General features: G+C 45.5%; 18 protein-coding genes and 1 pseudogene. 3 read left to right on the plus strand and 16 right to left on the minus strand.

Going from position 1 to position 22,572, the window contains the following annotated elements:
• Window positions 1-41: 41 nt before the first annotated feature.
• The 13 genes from PCORN_RS07290 to tadA all read right to left on the minus strand — a co-directional run bounded on the left by PCORN_RS07290 (window position 42) and on the right by tadA (window position 15,158).
• A complete protein-coding gene (locus PCORN_RS07290; RefSeq protein WP_036078936.1) occupies window positions 42-1,217 on the minus strand; it encodes an MFS transporter in 1,176 nt (391 codons plus the stop codon).
• 22 nt (window positions 1,218-1,239) lie between these two features.
• Window positions 1,240-2,040 carry an HAD-IIB family hydrolase gene (locus tag PCORN_RS07295; protein WP_036078938.1) on the minus strand — a complete coding sequence of 267 codons (801 nt, stop codon included), beginning with the start codon at window positions 2,038-2,040 and terminating at the stop codon, window positions 1,240-1,242.
• A complete protein-coding gene (locus tag PCORN_RS07300; RefSeq protein ID WP_036078940.1) occupies window positions 2,037-2,228 on the minus strand; it encodes a hypothetical protein in 192 nt (63 codons plus the stop codon). The genes PCORN_RS07295 and PCORN_RS07300 overlap by 4 nt, the downstream gene beginning before the upstream one ends.
• Before the next feature lie 87 nt (window positions 2,229-2,315).
• Window positions 2,316-3,308, minus strand: coding sequence for an ROK family protein (locus PCORN_RS07305; RefSeq protein WP_036078942.1), 993 nt, complete (start codon window positions 3,306-3,308; stop codon window positions 2,316-2,318).
• Between the two features lie 156 nt (window positions 3,309-3,464).
• Window positions 3,465-5,780, minus strand: coding sequence for a SpaA isopeptide-forming pilin-related protein (locus PCORN_RS07310; RefSeq protein ID WP_338151764.1), 2,316 nt, complete (start codon window positions 5,778-5,780; stop codon window positions 3,465-3,467).
• Window positions 5,752-6,060, minus strand: coding sequence for a hypothetical protein (locus tag PCORN_RS07315; RefSeq protein WP_036078946.1), 309 nt, complete (start codon window positions 6,058-6,060; stop codon window positions 5,752-5,754). The genes PCORN_RS07310 and PCORN_RS07315 overlap by 29 nt, the downstream gene beginning before the upstream one ends.
• Complete coding sequence (locus PCORN_RS07320; protein ID WP_036078948.1) at window positions 6,044-6,946, minus strand: collagen binding domain-containing protein; 903 nt, start codon at window positions 6,944-6,946, stop codon at window positions 6,044-6,046. The genes PCORN_RS07315 and PCORN_RS07320 overlap by 17 nt, the downstream gene beginning before the upstream one ends.
• Entirely contained in the window at window positions 6,943-7,848 is a 906-nt protein-coding gene (locus PCORN_RS07325) for an Ig-like domain-containing protein (protein ID WP_036078950.1), read from the minus strand. Before PCORN_RS07325 ends, PCORN_RS07320 begins: the two co-directional genes overlap by 4 nt.
• 346 nt (window positions 7,849-8,194) lie before the next feature.
• Complete coding sequence (gene cydC / locus PCORN_RS07330) at window positions 8,195-9,934, minus strand: thiol reductant ABC exporter subunit CydC (RefSeq protein ID WP_036078952.1); 1,740 nt, start codon at window positions 9,932-9,934, stop codon at window positions 8,195-8,197.
• Window positions 9,934-11,649, minus strand: a complete 1,716-nt coding sequence (gene cydD / locus PCORN_RS07335) for a thiol reductant ABC exporter subunit CydD (RefSeq protein WP_036078955.1) — start codon at window positions 11,647-11,649, stop codon at window positions 9,934-9,936. The genes cydC and cydD overlap by 1 nt, the downstream gene beginning before the upstream one ends.
• Window positions 11,649-12,662 carry a cytochrome d ubiquinol oxidase subunit II gene (gene cydB / locus PCORN_RS07340; protein WP_036078957.1) on the minus strand — a complete coding sequence of 338 codons (1,014 nt, stop codon included), beginning with the start codon at window positions 12,660-12,662 and terminating at the stop codon, window positions 11,649-11,651. The genes cydD and cydB overlap by 1 nt, the downstream gene beginning before the upstream one ends.
• Before the next feature lies 1 nt (window position 12,663).
• Complete coding sequence (locus tag PCORN_RS07345; RefSeq protein WP_036078959.1) at window positions 12,664-14,088, minus strand: cytochrome ubiquinol oxidase subunit I; 1,425 nt, start codon at window positions 14,086-14,088, stop codon at window positions 12,664-12,666.
• Between the two features lie 596 nt (window positions 14,089-14,684).
• Window positions 14,685-15,158 carry a tRNA adenosine(34) deaminase TadA gene (tadA, locus tag PCORN_RS07350; RefSeq protein ID WP_036078960.1) on the minus strand — a complete coding sequence of 158 codons (474 nt, stop codon included), beginning with the start codon at window positions 15,156-15,158 and terminating at the stop codon, window positions 14,685-14,687.
• A 428-nt stretch (window positions 15,159-15,586) separates the two neighbouring features.
• On the opposite strand from tadA, the pseudogene PCORN_RS07355 reads away from it, so the two are divergent.
• The 3 genes and pseudogenes from PCORN_RS07355 to PCORN_RS21255 all read left to right on the plus strand — a co-directional run bounded on the left by PCORN_RS07355 (window position 15,587) and on the right by PCORN_RS21255 (window position 18,068).
• Window positions 15,587-17,169: pseudogene (locus tag PCORN_RS07355) on the plus strand (acetate--CoA ligase).
• 72 nt (window positions 17,170-17,241) lie between these two features.
• Window positions 17,242-17,682 (plus strand): GNAT family N-acetyltransferase, encoded by a 441-nt coding sequence (locus tag PCORN_RS07360; protein ID WP_036078962.1) that lies wholly within the window; start codon window positions 17,242-17,244, stop codon window positions 17,680-17,682.
• 161 nt (window positions 17,683-17,843) lie between these two features.
• On the plus strand, window positions 17,844-18,068 hold the full coding sequence (locus PCORN_RS21255; RefSeq protein WP_036078964.1) for a type I toxin-antitoxin system Fst family toxin: 225 nt from the start codon (window positions 17,844-17,846) through the stop codon (window positions 18,066-18,068).
• A gap of 16 nt (window positions 18,069-18,084) precedes the next feature.
• Here the strand turns inward: PCORN_RS21255 and PCORN_RS07370 are convergent, their stop codons facing one another.
• The 3 genes from PCORN_RS07370 to PCORN_RS07385 all read right to left on the minus strand — a co-directional run bounded on the left by PCORN_RS07370 (window position 18,085) and on the right by PCORN_RS07385 (window position 22,567).
• On the minus strand, window positions 18,085-18,474 hold the full coding sequence (locus PCORN_RS07370) for a hypothetical protein (RefSeq protein ID WP_036078966.1): 390 nt from the start codon (window positions 18,472-18,474) through the stop codon (window positions 18,085-18,087).
• A gap of 441 nt (window positions 18,475-18,915) precedes the next feature.
• Window positions 18,916-22,242: an immunoglobulin-like domain-containing protein gene (locus PCORN_RS17230; RefSeq protein ID WP_051999319.1), complete on the minus strand. Its 3,327-nt coding sequence runs from the start codon at window positions 22,240-22,242 to the stop codon at window positions 18,916-18,918.
• Window positions 22,220-22,567 (minus strand): hypothetical protein, encoded by a 348-nt coding sequence (locus tag PCORN_RS07385; protein ID WP_036078970.1) that lies wholly within the window; start codon window positions 22,565-22,567, stop codon window positions 22,220-22,222. The genes PCORN_RS17230 and PCORN_RS07385 overlap by 23 nt, the downstream gene beginning before the upstream one ends.
• Window positions 22,568-22,572: the final 5 nt, after the last annotated feature.

Below are 22,572 nucleotides of genomic sequence, written 5' to 3' on the forward strand. Positions count from 1 at the left end.
CCCGATTTCTCAGATTAAATCTTTGAGAAATCGGGGTATTTTTATGATGTCTGGCGGATTTTTGCAACATTACTCGTAAACAATCCTGCCACACAAATCGCGATAAGTACGAAAATAAACGCATTCAGCAAACCAAAATAGTTCGCCAAGAATCCAAGCAACGGTGGCCCTGCAAGCGATGCGCCGTAGCCTGCCAGCGTCACCAAACTCACTCGTTTCACCGCGTACTGACTCTCATCCCCAGCAGCGGAGATTGTCATTGGGAATCCGAGCGAAGCGCCCAGTCCCCACAGGAATATAGCGATGACGCACAACACAATCGAAATTTTCAGGATGACTAGAAGTAAGCCGATTGCAGCGAGTGCCACGGCGATGCGGAGTAGCAACACGCGGCCATACGTATCGATTAGGCGGCCACTCACCAAACGCCCACTAATCATGCCGGTCAGGAAAACACCATAAATCACAGTACTAAAACTATGCGAAACATTGTAGCCATCTACCATCGCGAGCGGAATCCAATCATTCGCCGAGCCTTCGACAAACGCGAGACAGAGCGCCATAATCGCCAGCGCCACCGTCCGTTTATTTAGCCACAAACGCTTGTCCGCAGCGCTTTCTTCCGCATTCGCCTTCTTATCCGCCGCCGAATCCTTACCAATTCCCGCCGGCACGAATCGCGTCGAAATCATCAGAAGCGCGAACAATAAACACGCCACAATCGTCAAATGCAGGCTGACTGAGATGCCTAACTTGATGCAAATCGCTCCGACTCCTGCTCCCACAAGCGTTCCAATACTAAACGCCGCATGCAACACTGGCAAAATCGTCTTTTTGATCCGGTATTCAATCTCCGTTCCTTCTAAATTCATGGCGACATTACACATCCCAGCGCCCATTCCAAAAATGAATAGCGCCGCGAAAACCACGATTTGGCTTGCGACGAGCGCACCAATCGAAAGCGCAATGAAACCACTAAACATAAAAAATGCACTCGTCATAATCGCAAATCTACCGCCACGCGCCCGAACAAATACGTTGGCGAGCACCAATCCTAGAATCGAACCCATCGACAATCCGAGCAAAATAATCCCCATCGTCCCCGTCGTCGCGTGCAATGCATCCCGCAATTCCGGCGTTCGTGAAATCCAGCTCGAGAAACTAAATCCACACGTCGTAAAAATAACTAATATCGCATAATACCACTTTTTCTCCATAAAAACTCCCTTTTCTCTCGGTTTACTGCAACGTTAACATCTGTTTTATCGTGTGCAATACCGCGTCCTCATCATTTGACCTCGCAATAAAATTAGCCGCTGCCTTCGTTTCAGGAAAACCATTCCGCATCGCAAAACTGTAAAGTCCAGCCTCCATCAGCTCCAAATCATTCAGCCCATCGCCGAAAACCATCGTTTCCGCGTGTGTCACACCAAGAATCTCCTGCAACCTCGCCACCGTAGTTCCTTTATGCACGCCAACATCCGAAATATCAATCCAAGCGCCCTCCGAAGCAACGATATACGCCTTATCAAAAAAATCAGCCAACTGCGTGCGCGTATGAAAACTATCCTCTTTCGCATCATACACAGAAATTTTCACAAAATCAACATCAATTTCGCTAAAATCTGCTACTCGACGCAACTCCGAGTAAGAATGCTTCATCCGATTAAAAATCGCATCAGGCACCGTATCCTTCACAATCGCACCCGTCGACGTACACGCAATAATCACATAATCCAGACGAAAAGCTTCCAATTTTGCAATCATCTCGAGCCCCAGTTTATTCTTAATCAGCGACTCATACACAAACTCCCCGTTACGCTTAATTCGCGCCGCACTATCACCTAAAATCCACAAATCTTCCGTATTTTCAGGTCCAAAAAGTTGCTCGACACGGTCACATTGCTTCCCAGTACAGGCTGCGAACGCCACATTTTTCTGTATCATCAAGTCCTTGATTTCCTGATAAAACTCGCGATTATACTCGCCCTTACTATCCAAAAACGTCCCATCCATATCCGTAATCACTAATTTAATCATGCTCCTACCCCCATATTTCTTATTTTCTCCACTAATTCTCTATTTATAATGCTGTACTTAAAACCCGCATCTGAAAAGTCCAGTGTATCCGTTCCCGCTACTTCACACGTCGCTAAAATTCGTCTAATCGGCACAATCGTGAAATAATCGACCTCTTGATTCAGAGCAATCATATACAAACTATTCATCGAAAACCACCATTTCACCTGAAATTGCCGCCGATATTCTTTTTTTTTGTACAGTCAGCAAGTCTCTCACCCGTTCCCAACTCCCTATTATTTCAGATTCATAAACACTAAATGCGCCATCGCTAGCCATTCCAGACCCTTCATCACATCTTTATCAAACGAAGCTGCACAATGAAAGTTCGGCTTATTTGGCTGTTCCTGCAAAACACCATTTTCTAAAATCCTTTTTTCCAATTCCTGCTGACTCAAACCTTGCATATGAATCACAAACGTATGTGGCGCAAGGAGGCTGTTGTAAATACAGAGGATATCCATCAAATTCTGCACCGATTCCTCGAACGACCGAGGCAATTCTTGACCAATAAGCTGCGGCAAATAACGAATTTCACCAGCCAAACCATCCTGTCCTCTGAAAAGCCCGTTATTGTGGAAAAGACTCGCGCCCGGCATGCTCATCGGCAAATAATAAATACCAACCACATAATCGCGATCAGGAATCTCCACCGCTTTGCAATAGCCCACCGTTGCTAGATTGGCATCGTTTTCAATCAGGACGGGAATGTCGAACCGACCGCTTATTTCTGATTCTAAATCCCAGCCATCGAGTGCATCGTGCCAGCTCACTGCGATTTCGGAACCGATTTTTTTACCTGGAATCGAGATTGCGATATTCGTGATTGCCAGTTTTTGAGCAAGTATTTCCGTCACAACATCGATAATCGCACTCATTTTCACAACTTCCATCGGCTGATTTCGCGTTATTTGGATATCACCGCGCATATTCACAACATGGGCCACAATATGTAATTTTCCAGCGGTTTCTTGGATTGAAATTAAGAGATAGTGCTCCAAATCATAGTTGAAATGATAGTGCACAGACGGTCGACCGATTTTGGGATGGATCAATTCTCCGCCGATAAACTCGCCAGCCTCCACAAGTTCTTTGACCAGACCGTTGACTGTGACTGTGCTTATGTCCGATTCAGTTGCTAATTTCGCCTTTGTCGCCGATCCATATTTAAACAAAATACTTCTGATTTTATTCAAATTCGCCGCTTTTACGACATGCTTATTTTCCATCTACTTCACCAGCTCATCATTTATTTAAAATACTTAATTAAGTACCTTTATTATATAAAAAAAATATTGGCAATGTAAAGCCTTTCTTTTTTAAAAAAAACTCCCATACATCAGCGGAACTAACCGGTCATGCATGAGAGCACATTTCCTATTACATTATTTTTGGCGCCTACTCAAATATACCCCACTCATCAAAATAAGTCCCCAGCCAATCCATATTAAAGGCTCATTTCGAGTATCACCTGTCGTCGGTAAACGTGGCGCAGACCATTTCTGATTAGTATCCGCTTCTTCCAACCTTGATAATGCTTGGCTATCGATCGGCTTTACCATATAGTTTGCTGTGACCGCCTGCAACGACGCACCATTTGGCATTATGATTCCTCGCGGCGTTTCTCCACCTGGTGGCACCGTTTCTTCCTCCGGCACATTCGGCGCTGGCGGTTTCGGCAATTCCTCTGGCCCATCCAAAATCACATTACTCACCTCAATACTGACGAATTCTAGCTGCGATTTCACGATGGAAAAAGGAATCGGTGTCGTATCTAATTTGTAACCAGCGGGCGCTGCGGTCTCAACGAAACTATAGTCGCCTGGCACTAAATCCGACACAATAAATTGGCCCAAAGCGTCCGTCACTAAATCGGCTTGAATCACATTTCCATCAGAATCTTTCAAATCAAAAACAGCCCCCGCTAAGTGTCTCTGCTCATTCACGCTATCCGTTTTCGTCAACATAACTCCACCTTTAGCCAGCTCGTTATTCACCACTTCATAGTAAACATTTCGCTCAGAGGTGGCTTTGGAAATCGTAATTGGAATAGCTAACTCACCACGAACATAATCCATCGGCGCTTGTGTTTCCAACAGTTTATACTCCCCAATCGGCAAATCAGCAATTTCTAACTTTCCTTCAAAATCACTAACAACGTCCGATTTCACAATATTCCCATCACTATCTATCAAATCAAACACCGCGCCAGACAGTGGCATTTTTGTCGTTTGATCCTGTTTCGTGATAATTAACGTCCCAAGGATCAACTCATCCTCCATCGTGACATTCACCGGTGCATTCTGCTTCTCACTAATCGTGAAGTTTTGCGGTTCCTCGTTGATTTGATAACCTTCCGGTGCAGCTGTCTCTACAAAACTGTACTCCCCAGGTTCCAAATCACGCACAACGAGTTCACCATTTTCATCCGTTTTCAAATCTGCTTGGATGACCTCCTCGCCCTGCATCAAGCTAAACGTTGCATCCACCAAGCGTTGCGTCGTGCCTTTTTCATATTTAGTCAGCTTTACCTCGCCAATAAATGCCTCATTTTCAACCCTCAAATCCTGATTTTTCGAGTTCAGTGTCACCGCGATACCTGCCTCCGAGCTAGCCGATTTAAAGTAACCCGTTGGCGCGCTTAGTTCCTTCACCACATAGTCGCCATAACGCAAAGACCCAAATGTGATGTCCCCAGACGAATCTGATGTCGCTGTCCGCAATAATACGCTCCCATCCTTGTTGTACAGGCCAAACTCAGCCCCCGCCAACGCTCGCTTCGAGTTTCCATCCGCCTTATGCAGCATCAAATTTCCGCGTTCACCAGACGCACCACCAGAACCATCAGAAAATCGGACTTGGACTTCCGTCGTTGCCTGCGTTGGCTCCGTCGTGATATTATCGCCAGTCAATCGAATATTATTTCTGACAATCTCATTATCCGCCGCATCGATGAACGTATCATATTCCACTAAATAAGTCGTTGAAATTGTGTCGCTAAACGCAATCTCGAAAGATTGCTTCCCAGTTTCGCCGTCATTATGAATAGCAAGTGTATAATCCTTATCCACTATTAACTCCGCACCTTTCGCAAAATTCCCACTGGATGTCATCGTCGTATCATACACCCGAACAGAATCCGGAAGCAACACTTGATTCTCGCTCGGCGTATCCGCAATTTTTGCATTCGATATCGTGGATTGGCCCGCGTTCACTGTAGCCTTCCAGTGAATATTTTCCCCGTCCTGAACCCCCGTTTTACCAACATAACTGCCACCGTTTGGAATAATCACAAAGCCATCCAAGTTAGCTACATCTTTGTCCCCATCAAAAAGCGTCGCGTCATTCAAATAGTACGAAGACACCAACTGTCCGTCCAAACTAGTCTTAAACGTCGCGTAATATCCTTCCGAAATACCGTCTTTAAACATAATCGTCACCGTATTATTACTCGTATCCAGTGTATATTCATTCGGATCTACAAGCCCGCCATCTGAATAATTATACGCCTCCTTGCCCAACACCATTTTATGCACTTCCACCGAGTCCACAAGCAACGTCTGATTACTCGGAATTACATCCTTCAAAATTGGGGCTGCAATCGTTAATAAATTGTAATTAAAACCGATTTCCCATGTAATCTCTTTATTTTTTGCATCATAACTTCCAAGCTTAAAACCATTTTTTTTGCGTGTAATAATCTGGTTGTGTCGTCACCGAATCACTACTCGTCTTCTTTCCACCACCTGTTGTTTCCCACTCCAATAACGCATCATTTTTGAAAGCTGTCGCGTCACCTAATTGGAAACTAGTCTCATACGTCAGGACAAGTTCATGCGTCATCTGTCTGGCATAACTATTCAAAAGTGTAATCGTAAAACCGTCCTTATTCGCCGTCCATGCATAATCCTCACCATCGACTAGCACAGCATTTCCATTATCGCAATCCACCAATTTCAACGTATCACCAAGGAGTTCCATCCCCCCCCGAAGCAAAACTATCCCGAACCACCACATTATCCAACGCATAGTTATGCACATTCACTCGTTGCTCCCACTTCATTGTTTTCGAATGATAATCTGCGTCAACCAAACGCTTCGTAATACTCTGCGCCGCCGTACTCACCGTCGCTATTTTCTCGGGCGTATCCACCGTCCCAACACGGTTTACCACACTACTCACATCAGCATCGGAGTCCACAAGCTCCGTCTCATACGTCACCTGATAAGCCGTCTTCACCCCATCCGCAAACTGCAAATCAAATCCGTTCTGCGTCGCGTTCTTCTGCGGAATCACCGAATAATCCGTCGCCGCCAGCACATCCCCCTGCGTCACCACACCATTCCCGTCAACATTCGCGTGCCGTACAACGACCGAGCCATCCACCAATCGATGCGTCGCGTCAAACAAATCATGCAGCACCGCATCCTCCTTCGCCACATCCGCACCATCAAAATTAAAACCAACCGTCCACGTCACCCGACCAGTTTTCGCATCAAAAACACCATGCTTCGTCAAATGCTCCCCACGCTCCACCGTCACCGTACCTGTCGCGCTCGTAGGTTTCCCCGATGTCACAAAATCCGCCGTATTCACAAACTGAACCTTGCTCACATCCTCAATCAGCGTCGTGTACCGAACCTCATAGCCAGCCGTCGAACCATCTAAAAACGCAATCTCCAGCTCATCGTTCTGATTTTTCGAAATAGTATACTCCGACTTATCAGCCAGCCCGCCAATTTTTACGTCCCCATTCGTAAACACATCCAATTTATAAACCGCAATGCTCTCCATATCCAACCGAAGCCCCGCTGGAATCGCATCCTTCAAAACAGCGTCCCGCAACACTTCCTGCTTCTCATTCACACGAACCTTCCAGTCAATCTGACTCGCTCATACGCCTGATCCACCGTTCCCGACTTCGCCATCACCTTCTGCGCACCAGCCGCAACAAAATGCACATCGATACTCTGCGACTCCACGACCGGGAACACAATCTTCTGCTCCGTCAGCGTATTCTCCTTAACCGCATCAAATCGCGTATTAAACTGCAACGTCCCCGCAACGCCCGAATCCGTCTCCACATTTTCGTTAAACGTCATCGTCACCGTCCCGTCCGTCCCCGCAACAAATGTCCCATAATCGCCGAGCGTCCCATTCACCACCGAGTATAACTTAAAAATATCCGGCAACGCAAACGAATACGTATCCCCACTTTTCGCATTCAACGCATCCGGCAAAGCCCATTCAAACGCAACATGCGCCACCGAATCAACAGTCGGCCGATTCTCCTCCGTAAAAGTCTTTCCACTCGCATCCGTCAAAGCCACTTCCGTCAAAATCGGCGCAGTAATAGCACTTTTCAATCTCGGCCTCTCCGCCGACAACTGAAAACTACCCATCACATGAGCCGGAATATCCTCCGTTATCTCCAATTCCCCACGCGACTTATCCCCATCCAAAGTCACTTCCCCGTAAACGCTTCCATATCGCCCCACAAAATCCACCGTTCCATCACTCACAGCGAGCCCCTCAGGAATATCAATTCCAATCTCCGTCCCAACCTTCATCCCATCCACACCAGAATCCCAATCATACACCACTTCCATAGGCGGCGCATTTTCATTCTCCTCTAAACCTTGACTATTTTTCACCGTCACATCCTGAATAAATTCCCGCTCTACATTCGCCGAACTCACCGGAATCGCGGACACCACATTAAACCCGATCAACATAAACAACACAACAAAAATAACTGCCTTCTTCATCTCTATTTTCCCCTTTTCTAACAAAATTGCACAACTATGGTCCGTGCCTTATCCTGATGAAATTAGGGTTCCCACATGCGCCTTCATCCCAACTCTTAGATGAAAAAACAAAATGCGAGTTACTCCAAGATGTGTATAAAAACGAGTACTACAACTCGAAATTAAAAAGCAGAATTTTCAATATCGTTATCATTTCAGACAAGTTCAATTATGTTCAAAACTTCACTACAGTTAAAACACTAACATATAAAGTAACATTATGCCACACAAAAAGACCTGTTTGTGTCTAAATTGTGACAAAACAGGTCTTTATTAACGTATAAAACATCACTTTTCATTACATTAGTCACAGCTTAATCGGGCGATCTAATTCATACAAATGACGATAACGTTCTTCTTTCTGCAACAATTCCTGATGCGTTCCGTCCATAATCACGTCGCCATTTTCCAAGAACAATACCCGATCCATTTTCTCCACACCAACAAGATGATGCGTCACCCAAACGAGCGACTTCCCTTGCAGCGTCTCAAAAATCGTGCCGAGCAATTCCTTCTCCGTAATCGGATCAAGCCCAACTGTCGGCTCATCTAGCACAACAATCGGCGTATCCTGCAACAAAATCCGAGCCAGCGCAATCCGTTGACGTTCCCCACCCGAAAAACGCGCACCCATCTCCGTCATCTGCGTATGATACCCATCCGGCATGCTCATGATGAAGTCGTGCAGCTTCACCTGTTTCGCAACCTCCGCAACGTCCTCGTCCGTTGCATCCTGATTCCCCATCCGAATATTGTTCAGCACCGTCGTATTAAACAAATGCGCCTTCTGATTCAACATCGAAATCATCTCCGAAATCTGCGGGCGAAGTTTTGCCACATCATCACCATTCAACGTAACCGAACCCGATGTCGGCGCCAAGGCTCCCTGCACTAATTTCAAAAATGTCGATTTCCCCGTACCACTACGTCCTAAAATCGCGACCTTCTCGCCTTGATTCAACTCAAAATCCAAGTCTCGCAAAACAGGTTTTGAATCCGTGTAACCAAAAGTCAGTTTTTCCGTACGTAAAGTCACATTTTCCGTATTGATGGCGATTTTTTCAAGCGCGCCCTCCTCTTCCCAAGTCAGAAGTTCCGCGTCCTCGATTTCCTCCAAACGCGCAATCGAATCCTTGTAAAGCGAGCCATCACTGACCGCATTACTCACCGGAATAAAACTCTCCGACAACGCCAAAATCGCCAACACAAACGCCGCAATAAATGTCGGTTCAAAAACGCCATCCACAACCTGCCGATTCGTCCAATAAACCATCGAAAGTACCATAACCCCAATAATCAGTTGCCCAACAAAATCCCGCAACGTCGCAAAGCGCGCCTGTTTTGTCTCAGTGGCAAGCATCAATTTCTCATCCGCCTCATAATCCTCGATAAAGCCTTTTTCACGACCACTGAACATCCAGTCGCTAATCCCGAACACCGCATCCGTGAATTTTTGATACAATTTATTCCGTTCCTGCTTCATGTACGCATTTTTCCCACGCGCGTAAAGTAACGAAACCCAAGGCATCACAAGCACAAGAAGCGCAATATACGCGAAAAATAAAATCGCAAACGGAATCGAAAAGACGCCGAGTGAAATCACAATTCCGCCATATAAAACCATCGCCACAATATTCGGAAGCAGCGTCGTCAAATAATAATTTTGCAAATGCTCGATATCGTCCGACAAAAGCCCCAAAATATCTCCTGTCCGGTAACGCGAACGCATCAACAAAGCTTGCGGTTCAATGATTCGATATAAGCGAACACGCATTTTCGCCAAAATCCGCAAAACGAGCGAATGACTCGCCAAACGTTCAATATATCGTGACACCGCACGCATGATTCCAAATGCCCGAACCCCAACGATCGGCACATAAATCAATAAAATCGTCTCCGGAATCGTCGCTGCCGTCGAAATCAAATACCCCGACGTAAACATCAACGCTCCCGTTGAAAACACCGTCAGCAAACCAAGCAAAATAACCCAGAGGAAAAGCATCCGATTTTGTTTAATATACGGCCCAATCCAGCTACTTTTTATCATCAGATCTCCTCCAATTGGGCTTTGATTAATTTCGCATAAAAGCCATTTTTCGCGAGCAACTCCGCGTGCGTACCAACTTCCACAATCGCGCCATGATCCAGCACGATAATCCGGTCCATTTCAAGCATCCAATGCAAACGATGCGTTGCAAAAAAGACAAGACGATCCGTGAACAAATCAAGCATCGGCTGCTTCAACTCATACTCCGTCTCAATATCCAAATGCGCAGTCGGCTCATCCATCAACACAATCCGGCGATTACTAAGAAAAGCCCGTGCAATCGCAATCCGCTGCTCCTGACCACCACTCAGCACACGACCAGCCTCACCAACAAGCGTATCATAACCCGCATCAAGCTCCGCCACTAAATCGCGCAAGCCCGCCGCATCAGCCGCCCATTCCACTTCCCGGTCATCACTATCCGGCGCATAAAAACGAATATTCTCACGTACCGTTTCATGGAACAAATAAGGATGTTGCGGGATATATGTCACCTGACTCTGCCAAGCCGCATCACGCAATTGCACACGCTCCTCATTATTCCACAAAAACGCACCATCCGTCGGTTCCAAAAAGCCACTCAAAACATCGATCATCGTCGACTTCCCAGCCCCCGTGGCACCAATAATCCCGATTTTCTCAAAACCAGTCACCGTAAAATTAGCCGCATCAAGCGACGCCTTCGAATCCGGCTGATGTTGCACCGTCACATTTTGCAAAGTAAACGACGTATTCGCATCAAATTCCAACGCTTGATCCGTCGCGACCACCGTCACGTCCTTATCAATAATCTCCTGAATCACGCGTCCAGCCTCTTGCCCATCCAGCGTCGCGTGATAATCCGAGCCAACCTCCCGAACCGGCAAAAAGTACTCCGGCGCTAAAATAAGTATCCCGAGCGCAATCGGCAAAATCATCGTGGACTCAATCAAGCCTAAGCCCAGAAACACCGCCACCGTCGCGACCGAAAGCATCGTAAAGAAGTCCAGCGCAAACGAAGACAAAAACGCCATCCGCAAAGTCCCCATCGTCGCCTTCCGGTAATCCTCACTCACCTTCGCAATATTCCCCTCGTGCGCGCGACTAATCCCCAAATACTTCAACGTCTCGAGCCCCTTAAGCGAATCCACAAAATGGTTCGACAACACCCGATGCGTCTCAAACTGGCGATCCGCACTCGCCTTCGTTGCCAATCCAATCATAATCAAAAACAGAATCAAAATCGGCAACGTCAAAATCAGAATCGTGCCCGACGTCGTGTCTTCTATAAATACGTAGATTAAAATCATCACCGGAATAATCGACATATTCATCAATTTCGGCAAAAACAGCTCCAAATAACGACGAAAATCAGCGACACCCTCCATGACCATCGTCACGACTTTCCCCGTTCCTTCCGCACTCGTAAAACGCGGCCCAAGTAGAAACAGTTTCGAAAGCAGCGCCTCACGCATTGCCGTCCCCGTTTTTGCAGCATAATCATACACAATTTTGCGTTTCCATACATTCAAAAAATGCCGTACAAGATAAGCCCCCGCAAAGAGGCCTAAATCGAACAGCGCGTCACCCCACGGATCCCCGTGAAAGAGCGTCGTAATCGCAGTTGCTAAGTATCTTGCCATCGCGATGATAGCCGCGCCCTGAACAACTGTCAGGACGGCTAGCACGGCAAGGATCGGTTTTATACCTTGGTATTTCAATAAATCTCTACCCATCAGTACGTCATTTTCTCCTTACTGGATACACGCTTGCGGAACACATAATAGCTCCAGATTTGATAACCTAGTACAAACGGCAAAAGCGTCAGAGCCACGATTGTCATTACTTTTAGCGAATAATCGCCGGATGCTGCATTATGAATCGTTAAATCATACAACGCGCTAGTCGAACTGACCATCACACGCGGGAATAATCCTGCAAAAATTGCACCGATTGTTCCAACAATTCCAAGTCCACTAAAGGCAAACGCCCAACCTTCGCGCCCCTTCCAAAGAGCAAGCGCAGAGATCACGTAGAACACGACCGTCGCGCCAATCATAATCGGCAACAAAATCGGACGAGCTTGGAAAATATCCGTGTAGAAGAACGCCATCACGACGAAAATCGCGAGGACAGGAACCGTTACAAACCACATCCGTTTTGCAATCCGAGTCGCACGTTCACGAAGATCATCATGCGTACGAAGTGTAATAAACAGCAAACCGTGGAAGTAACAAATCAAAGTCACCGTCAACCCACCCATAAGCGAGAACGGCGTAATATAATCAAAGAAACCAGCATTCATATTCATTTCACTATTAATCGGCATCCCCGCAACAAGTGACGAGAACAAGACGCCAAGCAAGAACGGCGGCAAAATACTACCGATAAAAATAACCCAATCCCACGTCTTCACCCAAGCTTTTGTATCATGTTTCCCGCGGAATTCAAACGAAACACCACGGCCAATAAGCGCCAGCAAGAAGAACACAAGTGGAATATAATAACCACTAAACATCGTCGCATACCAGTTAGGAAACGCCGCAAAAATCGCGCCCCCAGCCGTCAGCAACCAAACCTCATTCGCATCCCAGAACGGTCCAATCGTATTAATTAAAACACGACGCTCCAAATCATTCCGAGCCACAAAACGTGTCGACATCCCAACCCCGAAGTCAAAACCTTCCAAGAAGAAGAAGCCGATGAAAAGTACAGCAACTAAAAGGAACCACAGTTCGTTTAATTCCATCTTATTTCGCCCCCTTCAAATCAAATGGATCGACAGACGCAGGCGTTTTCTTACCTTTTTTATCGTCGTGATCATGCGCAAATGGTCCAGCCTTAATTTCACGAATAAATAGCCATACAAGCACTATCGCGAGCGCTAAATAAATCGCTGAAAACGCAATGAGCGAGAATAATATCGCGCCTGCCGAGACGTTCGGTGAAACTCCGTCCGCCGTTGACATGTAGCCAAACACTACCCACGGTTGACGCCCAACTTCCGTCATGATCCACCCCATCGAGTTCGCGATGAATGGGAAAGCAATCATCGGAATCATCAGACGTAGATACAGTTTTGAAGTGGTTAATTTTTTGCGCCATGCAAGGAAAGCTCCCCACAAGCCAAACATAATCATTAACATCCCTGAAAGCACCATAATCCGGAAGCTCCAGAATGATGTTTTAACTGGTGGAATGTAGTTCATATCCGCCCCGAAACGATCCTTATACTTCTCTTGATACTCGGCCTGTAGCGATTTCATACCTTGCACGCTACCAGAGAACGTCGAGTAAGAAAGGAAACTTAACGCGTATGGAATATTGACTTCCCACGTGTTTTTCTGATTATCAACATCAATCCCCGCAATCATCGTCCACGGTGCCGGATCGGCTGTATCCTCCCAAATCCCTTCCGTCGCCGCCATTTTCATCGGTTGCGTTTTAACAAGATATTGCGCTTGTTGGTGACCACTGAAGGCCGTACCAAAACCACCGATAATAACGAGAACGAGCGCAATCTGGAACGATTTTCGGAAAAAGTCCACATCTTGCTTTTTAAGTAATTTGTACGCACTGACCCCAGCTACAAAGAAGGCCCCCGTCGCGAACGCACCAAAGATAACATGTGGGAACTCCACAAGTAACTGTCCATTCGTAATAAGCGCCCAGAAATCGTTCATTTCCGCACGACCATTAATTTCTTGGAACCCTACTGGATGTTGCATGAATGAATTCGCCGCTAAAATCCAGAACGCGGAGAAAACTGTTCCAAGTGCAACAAGCCAAATACACATTAAATGTAATTTCTTGTTTAACCGGTCCCAACCGAAGATCCAAAGTCCGATAAATGTTGATTCCATAAAGAAGGCAAGCAACGCCTCAATGGCAAGTGGTGCCCCAAATACGTCCCCTACAAATCTCGAATAATCCGACCAGTTCATCCCGAATTGGAATTCCTGAATAATCCCTGTTACTACCCCTACCGCGAAGTTAATTAAGAACAAGTGTCCCCAAAACTTCGACATTTTTTTATAGATTTCTTTTTTCTTCACAACATACAACGTTTCCATAAGAGCAACCATAAATACAAGTCCAATAGAAAGTGGTACAAATAAGAAATGGAAAACGGTTGTTGATCCGAATTGAAGTCTAGCTAAGAAAAGCTTATCCACCTTTTTTCCTCCTTTTGTGTTATTTGGGCGTTTAACCCTTTTGTTTAGCGTTATCATAATTTGCCGATTGTATACTATACACGTTAATCGATTGTGAAAAACTGCGAATACTGTTACGGTTTCTTGTGTTTTAATTCACAAATGATTTTATAGGAAAATAAACATGTGAAAATCCCCTGTTTACCGTGAAAAGTTTCTATTTTCAGGCTTTGTCTATTTTCTCACATAAACCGGCATGCATAGCGAGCTACAGAAACCACCCTCTCGAAATTGTTGATAGTCTTAGGAAGCGTTCTCGGATTCCTTAGATTATCAATATGAGTAAGAGTGAAGCGATTATTCGTTCATCCACGCTAACAAATTTTGTCGAGGCTAACGGGTTTCTTTCGCATCTTCGGATAATTAGAATAAGTTTTACCTAGTTCTTATTCTATCTCATTTTGCCCTAGATTTGTTTAGTTCTTTTGGTTCTATTTTCATAAGGGAAAACGTGGAGGCTCGAAATGAGTCGGGTGGCTCCGTTGAGTGGCATCAGTTTATTGCGCATTTTTTCACATAAAACATCATAATGGATGTTAATTGCATTAAAATAGGTATTAAGGCTTCTTTTGCTGTTTTTTCTTCGCGCGCAGATCTCGGAAAAAGTTCGTTAAGATGGCACCGCATTCATCGACTAGAATTCCTGATTCCACCTCGCATTGGTGATTGAAGCGCGGATCTTGAAGTAAATTCATGAGCGTTCCTGCTGTTCCCGCTTTTGGATCGGCGGCTCCGTAGTAAACTGTGCCAATACGGGAGAGTAGAATCGCACCGCTGCACATCGGACAAGGTTCGAGCGTGACGTATAGCTCCGCGCCTTCAAGTCGCCAAGCGTCTTGGTTTTTGCAGGCGTCTTGGATGGCTAGGATTTCGGCATGCGTGACGGCGTTTTTCGTCGTTTCGCGGAGATTATGCGCGCGTCCGATGATTTCACCGTTAAGTACGACAACCGCGCCGATCGGGACTTCCCCTTTTTCGCGTGCTTTTTCGGCTTCAAGTAAGGCCTCACGCATGTAGATTTCTTTTTGCATGGATGTTTCCCCTTTCAATATCTTCTTCATTTTAGCATAGGTATGCGGTTTGTGCCTTTTATTTGCTTTGATTAGATTCGTGTAGTACCATGTATTAGTACTAGGTCACAAAGATGCTGAAGAAGCCCGTTAGACCCGACAAAAATTGTTAGAGGGCGCAGTGAAAACCTTCTTTTGGTTTTTACGGAGGTCACGAAATTTTCGAGAGGCTAGCGCCTGAAGCTCGCTAAACAAGATGCTGAAGGCGCTCGTTAGCCTCGAAAAAAAATTGTTAGGGGGCGCAGTAAAAGTCCTCTTTTGACTTTTGCGGAGGCCACGAAATTTTCGAGAGGCTAGCGCCTGAAGCTCGCTAAACAAGATCTCAAAGACACCCACCCGCAATCCACGTAAGAACAAAAAACGAACCTAAACCAAGGAGATGTTACGAAATGAAATCAGAAAATTTAATTGCCCCTGAATTTTATAATATTACCGATGAGATTGCACAATTTGACTCGGAAAAGACAGCGCTGATTTGGCAGAATGAGGCTGGGGACGTGAAGGAATGGTCTTATCATCATTTGTTGGAGCAGGCGAACGGGTTTGCGAATGTGATGAAGGATGCTGGCATTGGAAAAGGCGACCACGTGATTGTAATGATGCCGCGCTTGCTTGAGACATACGCGGTTTATATGGGGATTTGGCTGACTGGCGCGATTATTATCCCAGCTCGGAGCTTTTAAAGGCGCATGATTTGGAGTATCGGATTCATCATGCGAACGTGAAAGCTGTGATTGCGGACGTGAGTTGTACGGCGGAGTTTGATAAGATTGTGGACGCGCCAAGTGTCGTGACGCGGATTGTTGTTGGGGCGGACCGCGCGCTTGACGGTTGGCTGGGTTATGAGCGGTTGGTTGAAGTGGCATCGACGCAATTTGAGAAGGTAGCGACGCATAAGGATGACCCATGTTTGCTGGCCTTTACGTCAGGCACAACGGGGAATCCGAAGGGCGTGGTGCACGTGCACGGTTGGGGTTACGCGCATATTCGGATCGCAGCGGACCATTGGTTGGATATTCACGAGAGTGACACGGTTTGGGCAACGGCTGGGCCTGGCTGGCAAAAGTGGGTTTGGTCGCCGTTCTTGTCTGTCCTCGGTAAAGGCGCGACGGGTTTCATTTATAGCGGTCGTTTTCGTCCCGCGAAACAGTTGGAACTTTTGCAAGATAAGAAGATTAACGTGCTTTGTTGTACGCCGACGGAATACCGTTTGATGGCGAAGGCGGATCACTTGGATGCGTATGATTTGAGCGATTTGCGCAGCGCCGTTTCTGCTGGTGAGCCGCTGAACCGCGAAGTAATCACAGTTTTCCAAGACAATTTTGACATTAAGGTTCGCGATGGTTATGGCCAGACGGAGAGCACGCTTCTGATTGGGACGCTTGTAGAGTTTCCAATTCGTCCGGGTTCGATGGGCAAGCCGATTATGCCGGAGTACATGGCGATTATTGATGAAAATGGCCAGCCTGTTGATGTCGGCGAAATTGGCGATATCGCGATGCGCAAAGATTTCCCTGCGCTATTCCAGGAATATTACAAAGAACCTGAGCGTCTGGAAAAAGCGATTCGCGGCGATTATTTCGTGTCCGGTGACCGCGCGTACCGTGATGAGGACGATTATTACTGGTTCCAAGGTCGAAATGACGATATTATTATTAGTTCGGGTTATACGATTGGGCCGTTTGAGGTGGAAGATGCGTTGACGAACCATCCGAGCGTGAAGGAAGTCGCTGTTGTGGCGAGTCCAGATGAGATTCGCGGCACGGTTGTGAAGGCGTTTATCGTTTTGAAAGATGGGTTTGTTGGGGATTCCGTACTTGTGAAAGAGTTGCAGAACTTCACGAAAGAACACACGGCACCGTATAAATATCCACGACGCATTGAATTCGTAGAAAATTTGCCAAAAACCGATTCTGGAAAAGTTCGACGCGTAGCCTTGCGCGACGCAGAATTCGCGAAAATCTCACAATAATCGTTGCCAAATCGCGCAAAATTGGGTACAATCATTCCAAGTAACTTGCTTTTGAGAGAGGGAATGGTATAGATGGAAACACGGTTTATAGAAGCCACCCAAACGCACGATTTGCGCCACCGCGTGCTAATTCCAGATCACCCAGTGGAGGCACTTGTCTACCCGGGAGATGAGGATCGGGCGACGTTTCATGTTGGGGTGTTTGATGACGACGGAAAGCTAGTTGCAATTGGGAGTTTTTACGAAGAATCAGACAGCCATTTTGAAGGCGAAAAACAGTATCGTTTACGCGGCATGGCGAGCGATTCCAACGCACGATTGCGCGGGCTTGGAAAAGCTGTGATTGTATTTGCGGAGGAAGAGCTGACGCGACGTGATGCGGATTTACTCTGGTGTAATGCGCGCGTGATAGCGACTGGATTTTATGAGAAAATGGGGTTTTATTCGGTTGGAGAAGAGTTCGTGATTCCGAAGATCGGCAGGCATTATCGAATGGGGAAGGATTATAAATGAAGATTGGAATGCCTAGTGTGATTGGGCATTCCAATTTTTTTTATTGTGGGCTTTCAAAAAATTGTGATGAAGTCCAAAAATGTAGACCTCTCAACATGCTATACTTAAAGAGCCGTCTACCTCTAGAGACGAGAACAGCATCTAGGGAAGGAGGGTAGATTATGAATATCTTCACCACAATTCTTGCGCCGGTCATTGTTGGTTGTGTCCTTGCAGTCTTCAATCACTGGTTAGAGACACGACGCAAGAAAAAAGAACCCGTAGACGGTTTGCTAACCAAGAAAGAAGCCCCCATCTCCTTACCCGAGATGGGGGCTTCGCTTTGGGTAAATCATGAATATCTTTTCCAAGTTCATTATAACATATCTATATGCATATGCATATAGAATTTGTTTGTGATGTTTAATACGGAAATTTATATTTTTCATAATCATACAGCACGACAACCGTTACTTTATCATTTTCATAATCCATTCCAAAACCTATCTTTTGATTCGTGTTAGAGTCCTGAAATTCAACCAGGTCGCCATATATCTCCGTACTTTTCTTTCTATAGTTAGCCCCATATTCCCGCTGAACGTCCACAAAACTACTGCCAATGCCGATTCCTTTTTTTGTCGTAAAATTTTGTCCATCAACCTTATCCCGGAGCTCCATACATACAATTTTTTTAGTTTTAGAATCTGTCGTCACAATAAAACTGTCTTTATCATCGAAATAATATACATTCCCTTCATCCTCGTTCGCAATTGCAAATTCGGGATAGTAATGTCTAATATACGATTCATCCATTCCGATAGTTAGTTTTCCAATCCCCTCGTTTTTTTAGCGAAGTGTCCTCAATAGGCCATACAATTTTTTATCCATAAAACACCCATATAGACAAGTAAACCTGTTAACAATATTCCAATAATCAATAATATTTTTTTCAGCATTTTTCACCTTCCTCAAAGTCATATACACTCCATTTCCGAAAAAGAGGCTTGCAGACGTAAAACATCGCGAACCCAATCATGCACGCCTGTCGTACTAAATATGAGATCATCCGCGTCGATAGAATGCGGGATTGCTTGGTATAAAAGATTCTGAACCAGCTGCACCATCTCGATTGAAAATGTGAAAATGAGTGCTGTCTTTATCCAAATTCTGATATACACATACCAGAATGATAAAATAAGTTAAACCCCCTCGATTTTCTCACAGAAAAAATCGAGGGGGTTTTATTGTGTCTTCTTATTTCTTACGACGCAAGAATAACGCGCCGAGTGCGGCTAAAAATCCGCCAAATACAAGAGTTTTCGTGTTATCCGTATCGCCTGTTTTTGGTAAGTCTTTGATTGGCGTCACGGCTTGCACCGTTTTTGTCGGTTCTGGTTGTACTATCATGTGCACGGGTGCTACTGGTTTTACCGTATCTACTGGAACCACCGGATCTACTGGTGCGATTGGTTGTGCACCGACAAGGACCGTAATCGTGTATTGTGTTTCGTTTCCGTCAGAATCAATGACGCTGTAGGTCACGTGGTAGATTCCTGGCACTTGCGTGTTGACATCATTCGACACAATCGTAATGTGGCTCGTCAAGTCGCCATCTTCTAAATCTTCTGCGCTCACGCCTGCCATTGGATCAAAGGCTTGACCAAACGCTAACGCTTGATCACTCGCATGAATCACTGGTTTCTCATTTGTCAGCACAGTCACCGTGTAGGTTTGCTCTGTGGTATTGCCATCCGAGTCCGTGATACTATAAGTCACGTGATAGACGCCAGCTACATCTGGATTCACATCGTTCGCGATGATTTGTATGTTCGCGGTCACATCGCCATCTTCGGTATCCGTTGCTGTTATTCCTGCCATTGGATTGAAGGCACGTCCAGCTTTGAAACTGCTATCTTGTCCTTGGATCTCTGGTGCATCGTTACTTAGGATTGTTACCATGATCGTTTTTTCCGTCGTGTTTCCGTCCGAATCGAGGACGCTATACGTGATGTGGTATTCTCCTGGCACATCGATGTTAACGTCATTCGCAACGACTTTCACGTTCGCGGTCACATCGCCATCCTCCAGGTCGTTCGCACTCACGCCAGTCATTGGATCGAGGGCACGATGCGCTTTTTGTGTAATGTCGCTCGCCGTGATCACTGGTTTCTCATTCGTTAGCACAGTAATCGTGACAGTTTGTTCCGTCGTGTTGCCGTCGCTGTCTGTCACGCTGTAGGTCACATGATATGTCCCTGCTTTAGAGGCATCGACATCATTGGCAGTAACCTTCACCTTGCTTGTGACGTCGCCATCTTCTGTGTCACTGGCAGATACGCCTTGCATTGCATCATACGCGTAACCCGCTTTGAAGGTTTGATCGCTCGCGTGGATTTCTGGCTTGTCGTTCGTGCGGACATAAACATGACGTTTAATCGTTGTTGTGTTGTTGTCGGAATCAGTCACACTGTAAGTCACACTATATGTCCCTGCTTGTGTCATATCGACCGTGTTACTCATCACCTTGATTTTACTTGTCACGTTGCCGTCTTCGAGATCGCTCGCCGTAATACCAGTTAACGGTTCAAACGTATCACCTACTTTCAAATACACATCACTTGTCGTCAAAATAGGTGCGTCATTGGTGAGAACAGTCACCGTGATTGTTTTCTTAGTCGTGTTGCCATCCGAATCCGTCACACTGTAGGTCACATGATAGACGCCGGCTTTATCAATGTTAACGTCATTGGCAGTGACTTGGATTTTATTCGTCAGGTTGCCATCTTCAGTATCCGTTGCGGTCACAGCAGCTCTCACATCGAAAGCTTGATGGACACGCATTGTGATATTGCTCGCTTGAATCACGGGTGCATTATTACTTGTCACCGTTACCGTGATTGTTTTTGTGGTCGTGTTGCCATCCGAATCCGTCACACTGTAAGTCACATGGTACATTCCTTCTTGATTGGTATTCACGTCATTCGCAATCACGGATACTGCTAGAGACAAGTCGCCATCTTCGGTATCATTGGCTGTCACGTCCGTATATGGATTGAAGGTTCTTCCTTTTTTCATTGTTTTATCTGTTGCGGTAATTGTTGGAGCATCATTGCTTGTCACGGTTACTGTGATCGTTTTCGCTGTTGTATTGCCATCGGAATCCGTCACGCTGTAGGTTACGTGATACGTTCCTACTTTCGCCGTGTTAACATCGTTCGCTGTAATCGTGATTTTGCTCGTCATGTCACCATCTTCCACATCACTTGCGCTTACTCCTGTTAGTGGATTGAAGGCTGCTCCTTTTTTCATTGTCTTATCTGTTGCGATAATTGTTGGGGCATCATTGCTTGTCACGGTTACTGTGATCGTTTTCGTTGTTGTATTACCATCGGAATCCGTCACGCTGTAGGTTACGTGGTACGTTCCAACTCTGCTTGTGTCAACGTCATTCGAGGTCACTGTAATTTTGCTTGTTACATCACCATCTTCTGTGTCACTTGCACTGACACCTACTAATGGATTAAAACTCACACCTTTTTTCATTGTTTTGTCTGTTGCAACAATGGTTGGTGCGTTATTACTTGATACTGTCACCGTAATTGTTTTCGTTGTAGTATTGCCATCCGAGTCCGTTACACTATAGGTTACGTGGTATGTGCCTATCTTGCTTGTATCGACGTCATTTGCGGTCACTGTAATTTTGCTTGTTACATCACCATCTTCTGGATCATTCGCGCTTACATCTGTTAACGGATTGAAGGCAGTTCCTATTTTCAAATTTTTATCTGATGCGGCTATTACAGGTACTTCATTCTTGATAACTGCAACACTTGCATTCGCTGTATTGGCATCGTATCTCTGATCTGTAAAACCTAAATCATAGTAGCTTGTGGCAACACTTGTCTGTGCAGAAGCTGTTTCTGTAATGCCTTTTAATCCAACACTTATTTTTGCAGTACTACCGTCTGAAATACTAGCTACACTCACAGTTAATGAATGGGAGGCCGCGTCGTAAAGTACATCAGAAGTCGTCACACCATTTACGGTCACTGTGTCTGGAATATAATCTAATTCTTTTGGAAGTGGAATTGCTAAATTAACGTTCTCCGCTACCATTCCACCATTATTCGTTACATTAACAAGGTAATCTACTTGTTTTCCTTTTTTCACAGTTGGCTGGCTAAATGAATCTTCTACATTTAAGTTTGACGGAGAAGAGAAAACAATATTATCTAAATAATTACCACGCGTTAAGTCGCCTCCCGTTGAACTAATTGCTTTGAATTCAAATCTAGTTGTTGTTTGACCTTCTGGAATTGTATATGTTCCTTGATATTCCTTCCAAGCCTTGTTATCTGTAGACATTGTAGTCATCAATTCTAGCGATTGACCTGGAGCTCCAAATCTCACTTCTGCTGTATCAACCCCGTCGCGACCACGATGAGATACCTTCCAACGAATTTTTGTTCCTGGCGTCGTCTCTATATCTTGATAAAGTGCAGAAATCATTGTTGCATTTAGCTCAGCGTATTGATCTCCATCAGCCGCCTTCACTCCCTCATAATTTTTTTTGGAATTCAATATTATTATCCGTTGCAGTCGTTTCCCATCCAGGAACTAGCGAAGCGTCAAACGTGCGACTAGTAGTTGAGATAGCTGGGTCTTCAAAACTACCATTAATCAGTTTTATCACTTCTGCCGGTTGCTGTTTAAGGCTAGTTACATTTGTAGCACCGCTTCCTTTTAAAAGCGTAGCAGAATTCCCCAAATTGTACTCTGCTATTTTCTGTTCTGCTTTCATGGTATAATTTTGTGGAGTTTCTGTGCTCATAGCATGTGTCTGGATTGGTAAACTAGCACACATTACGAATGCCGCAGTTGCAATCCCCATTTTTTTAATCATCATTATTT

Origin of the sequence: Listeria cornellensis FSL F6-0969, assembly GCF_000525855.1 — a bacterium.
Classification (GTDB): domain Bacteria; phylum Bacillota; class Bacilli; order Lactobacillales; family Listeriaceae; genus Listeria_A; species Listeria_A cornellensis.

Excerpts from the sequence above, each read along its gene's own strand:
- PCORN_RS07290 (WP_036078936.1), bottom strand. The coding sequence starts at position 1,217 with ATGGAGAAAAAGTGGTATTATGCGATATTAGTTATTTTTACGACGTGT.
- PCORN_RS07295 (WP_036078938.1), bottom strand. The coding sequence starts at position 2,040 with ATGATTAAATTAGTGATTACGGATATGGATGGGACGTTTTTGGATAGT.
- PCORN_RS07300 (WP_036078940.1), bottom strand. The coding sequence starts at position 2,228 with ATGAATAGTTTGTATATGATTGCTCTGAATCAAGAGGTCGATTATTTC.
- PCORN_RS07305 (WP_036078942.1), bottom strand. The coding sequence starts at position 3,308 with ATGGAAAATAAGCATGTCGTAAAAGCGGCGAATTTGAATAAAATCAGA.
- PCORN_RS07315 (WP_036078946.1), bottom strand. The coding sequence starts at position 6,060 with ATGGAACTCCTTGGTGATACGTTGAAATTGGTGGATTGCGATAATGGA.
- PCORN_RS07325 (WP_036078950.1), bottom strand. The coding sequence starts at position 7,848 with ATGAAGAAGGCAGTTATTTTTGTTGTGTTGTTTATGTTGATCGGGTTT.
- cydC (WP_036078952.1), bottom strand. The coding sequence starts at position 9,934 with ATGATAAAAAGTAGCTGGATTGGGCCGTATATTAAACAAAATCGGATG.
- cydD (WP_036078955.1), bottom strand. The coding sequence starts at position 11,649 with ATGGGTAGAGATTTATTGAAATACCAAGGTATAAAACCGATCCTTGCC.
- cydB (WP_036078957.1), bottom strand. The coding sequence starts at position 12,662 with ATGGAATTAAACGAACTGTGGTTCCTTTTAGTTGCTGTACTTTTCATC.
- tadA (WP_036078960.1), bottom strand. The coding sequence starts at position 15,158 with ATGCAAAAAGAAATCTACATGCGTGAGGCCTTACTTGAAGCCGAAAAA.
- PCORN_RS07360 (WP_036078962.1), top strand. The coding sequence starts at position 17,242 with ATGGAAACACGGTTTATAGAAGCCACCCAAACGCACGATTTGCGCCAC.
- PCORN_RS21255 (WP_036078964.1), top strand. The coding sequence starts at position 17,844 with ATGAATATCTTCACCACAATTCTTGCGCCGGTCATTGTTGGTTGTGTC.
- PCORN_RS07370 (WP_036078966.1), bottom strand. The coding sequence starts at position 18,474 with ATGGATGAATCGTATATTAGACATTACTATCCCGAATTTGCAATTGCG.
- PCORN_RS07385 (WP_036078970.1), bottom strand. The coding sequence starts at position 22,567 with ATGATGATTAAAAAAATGGGGATTGCAACTGCGGCATTCGTAATGTGT.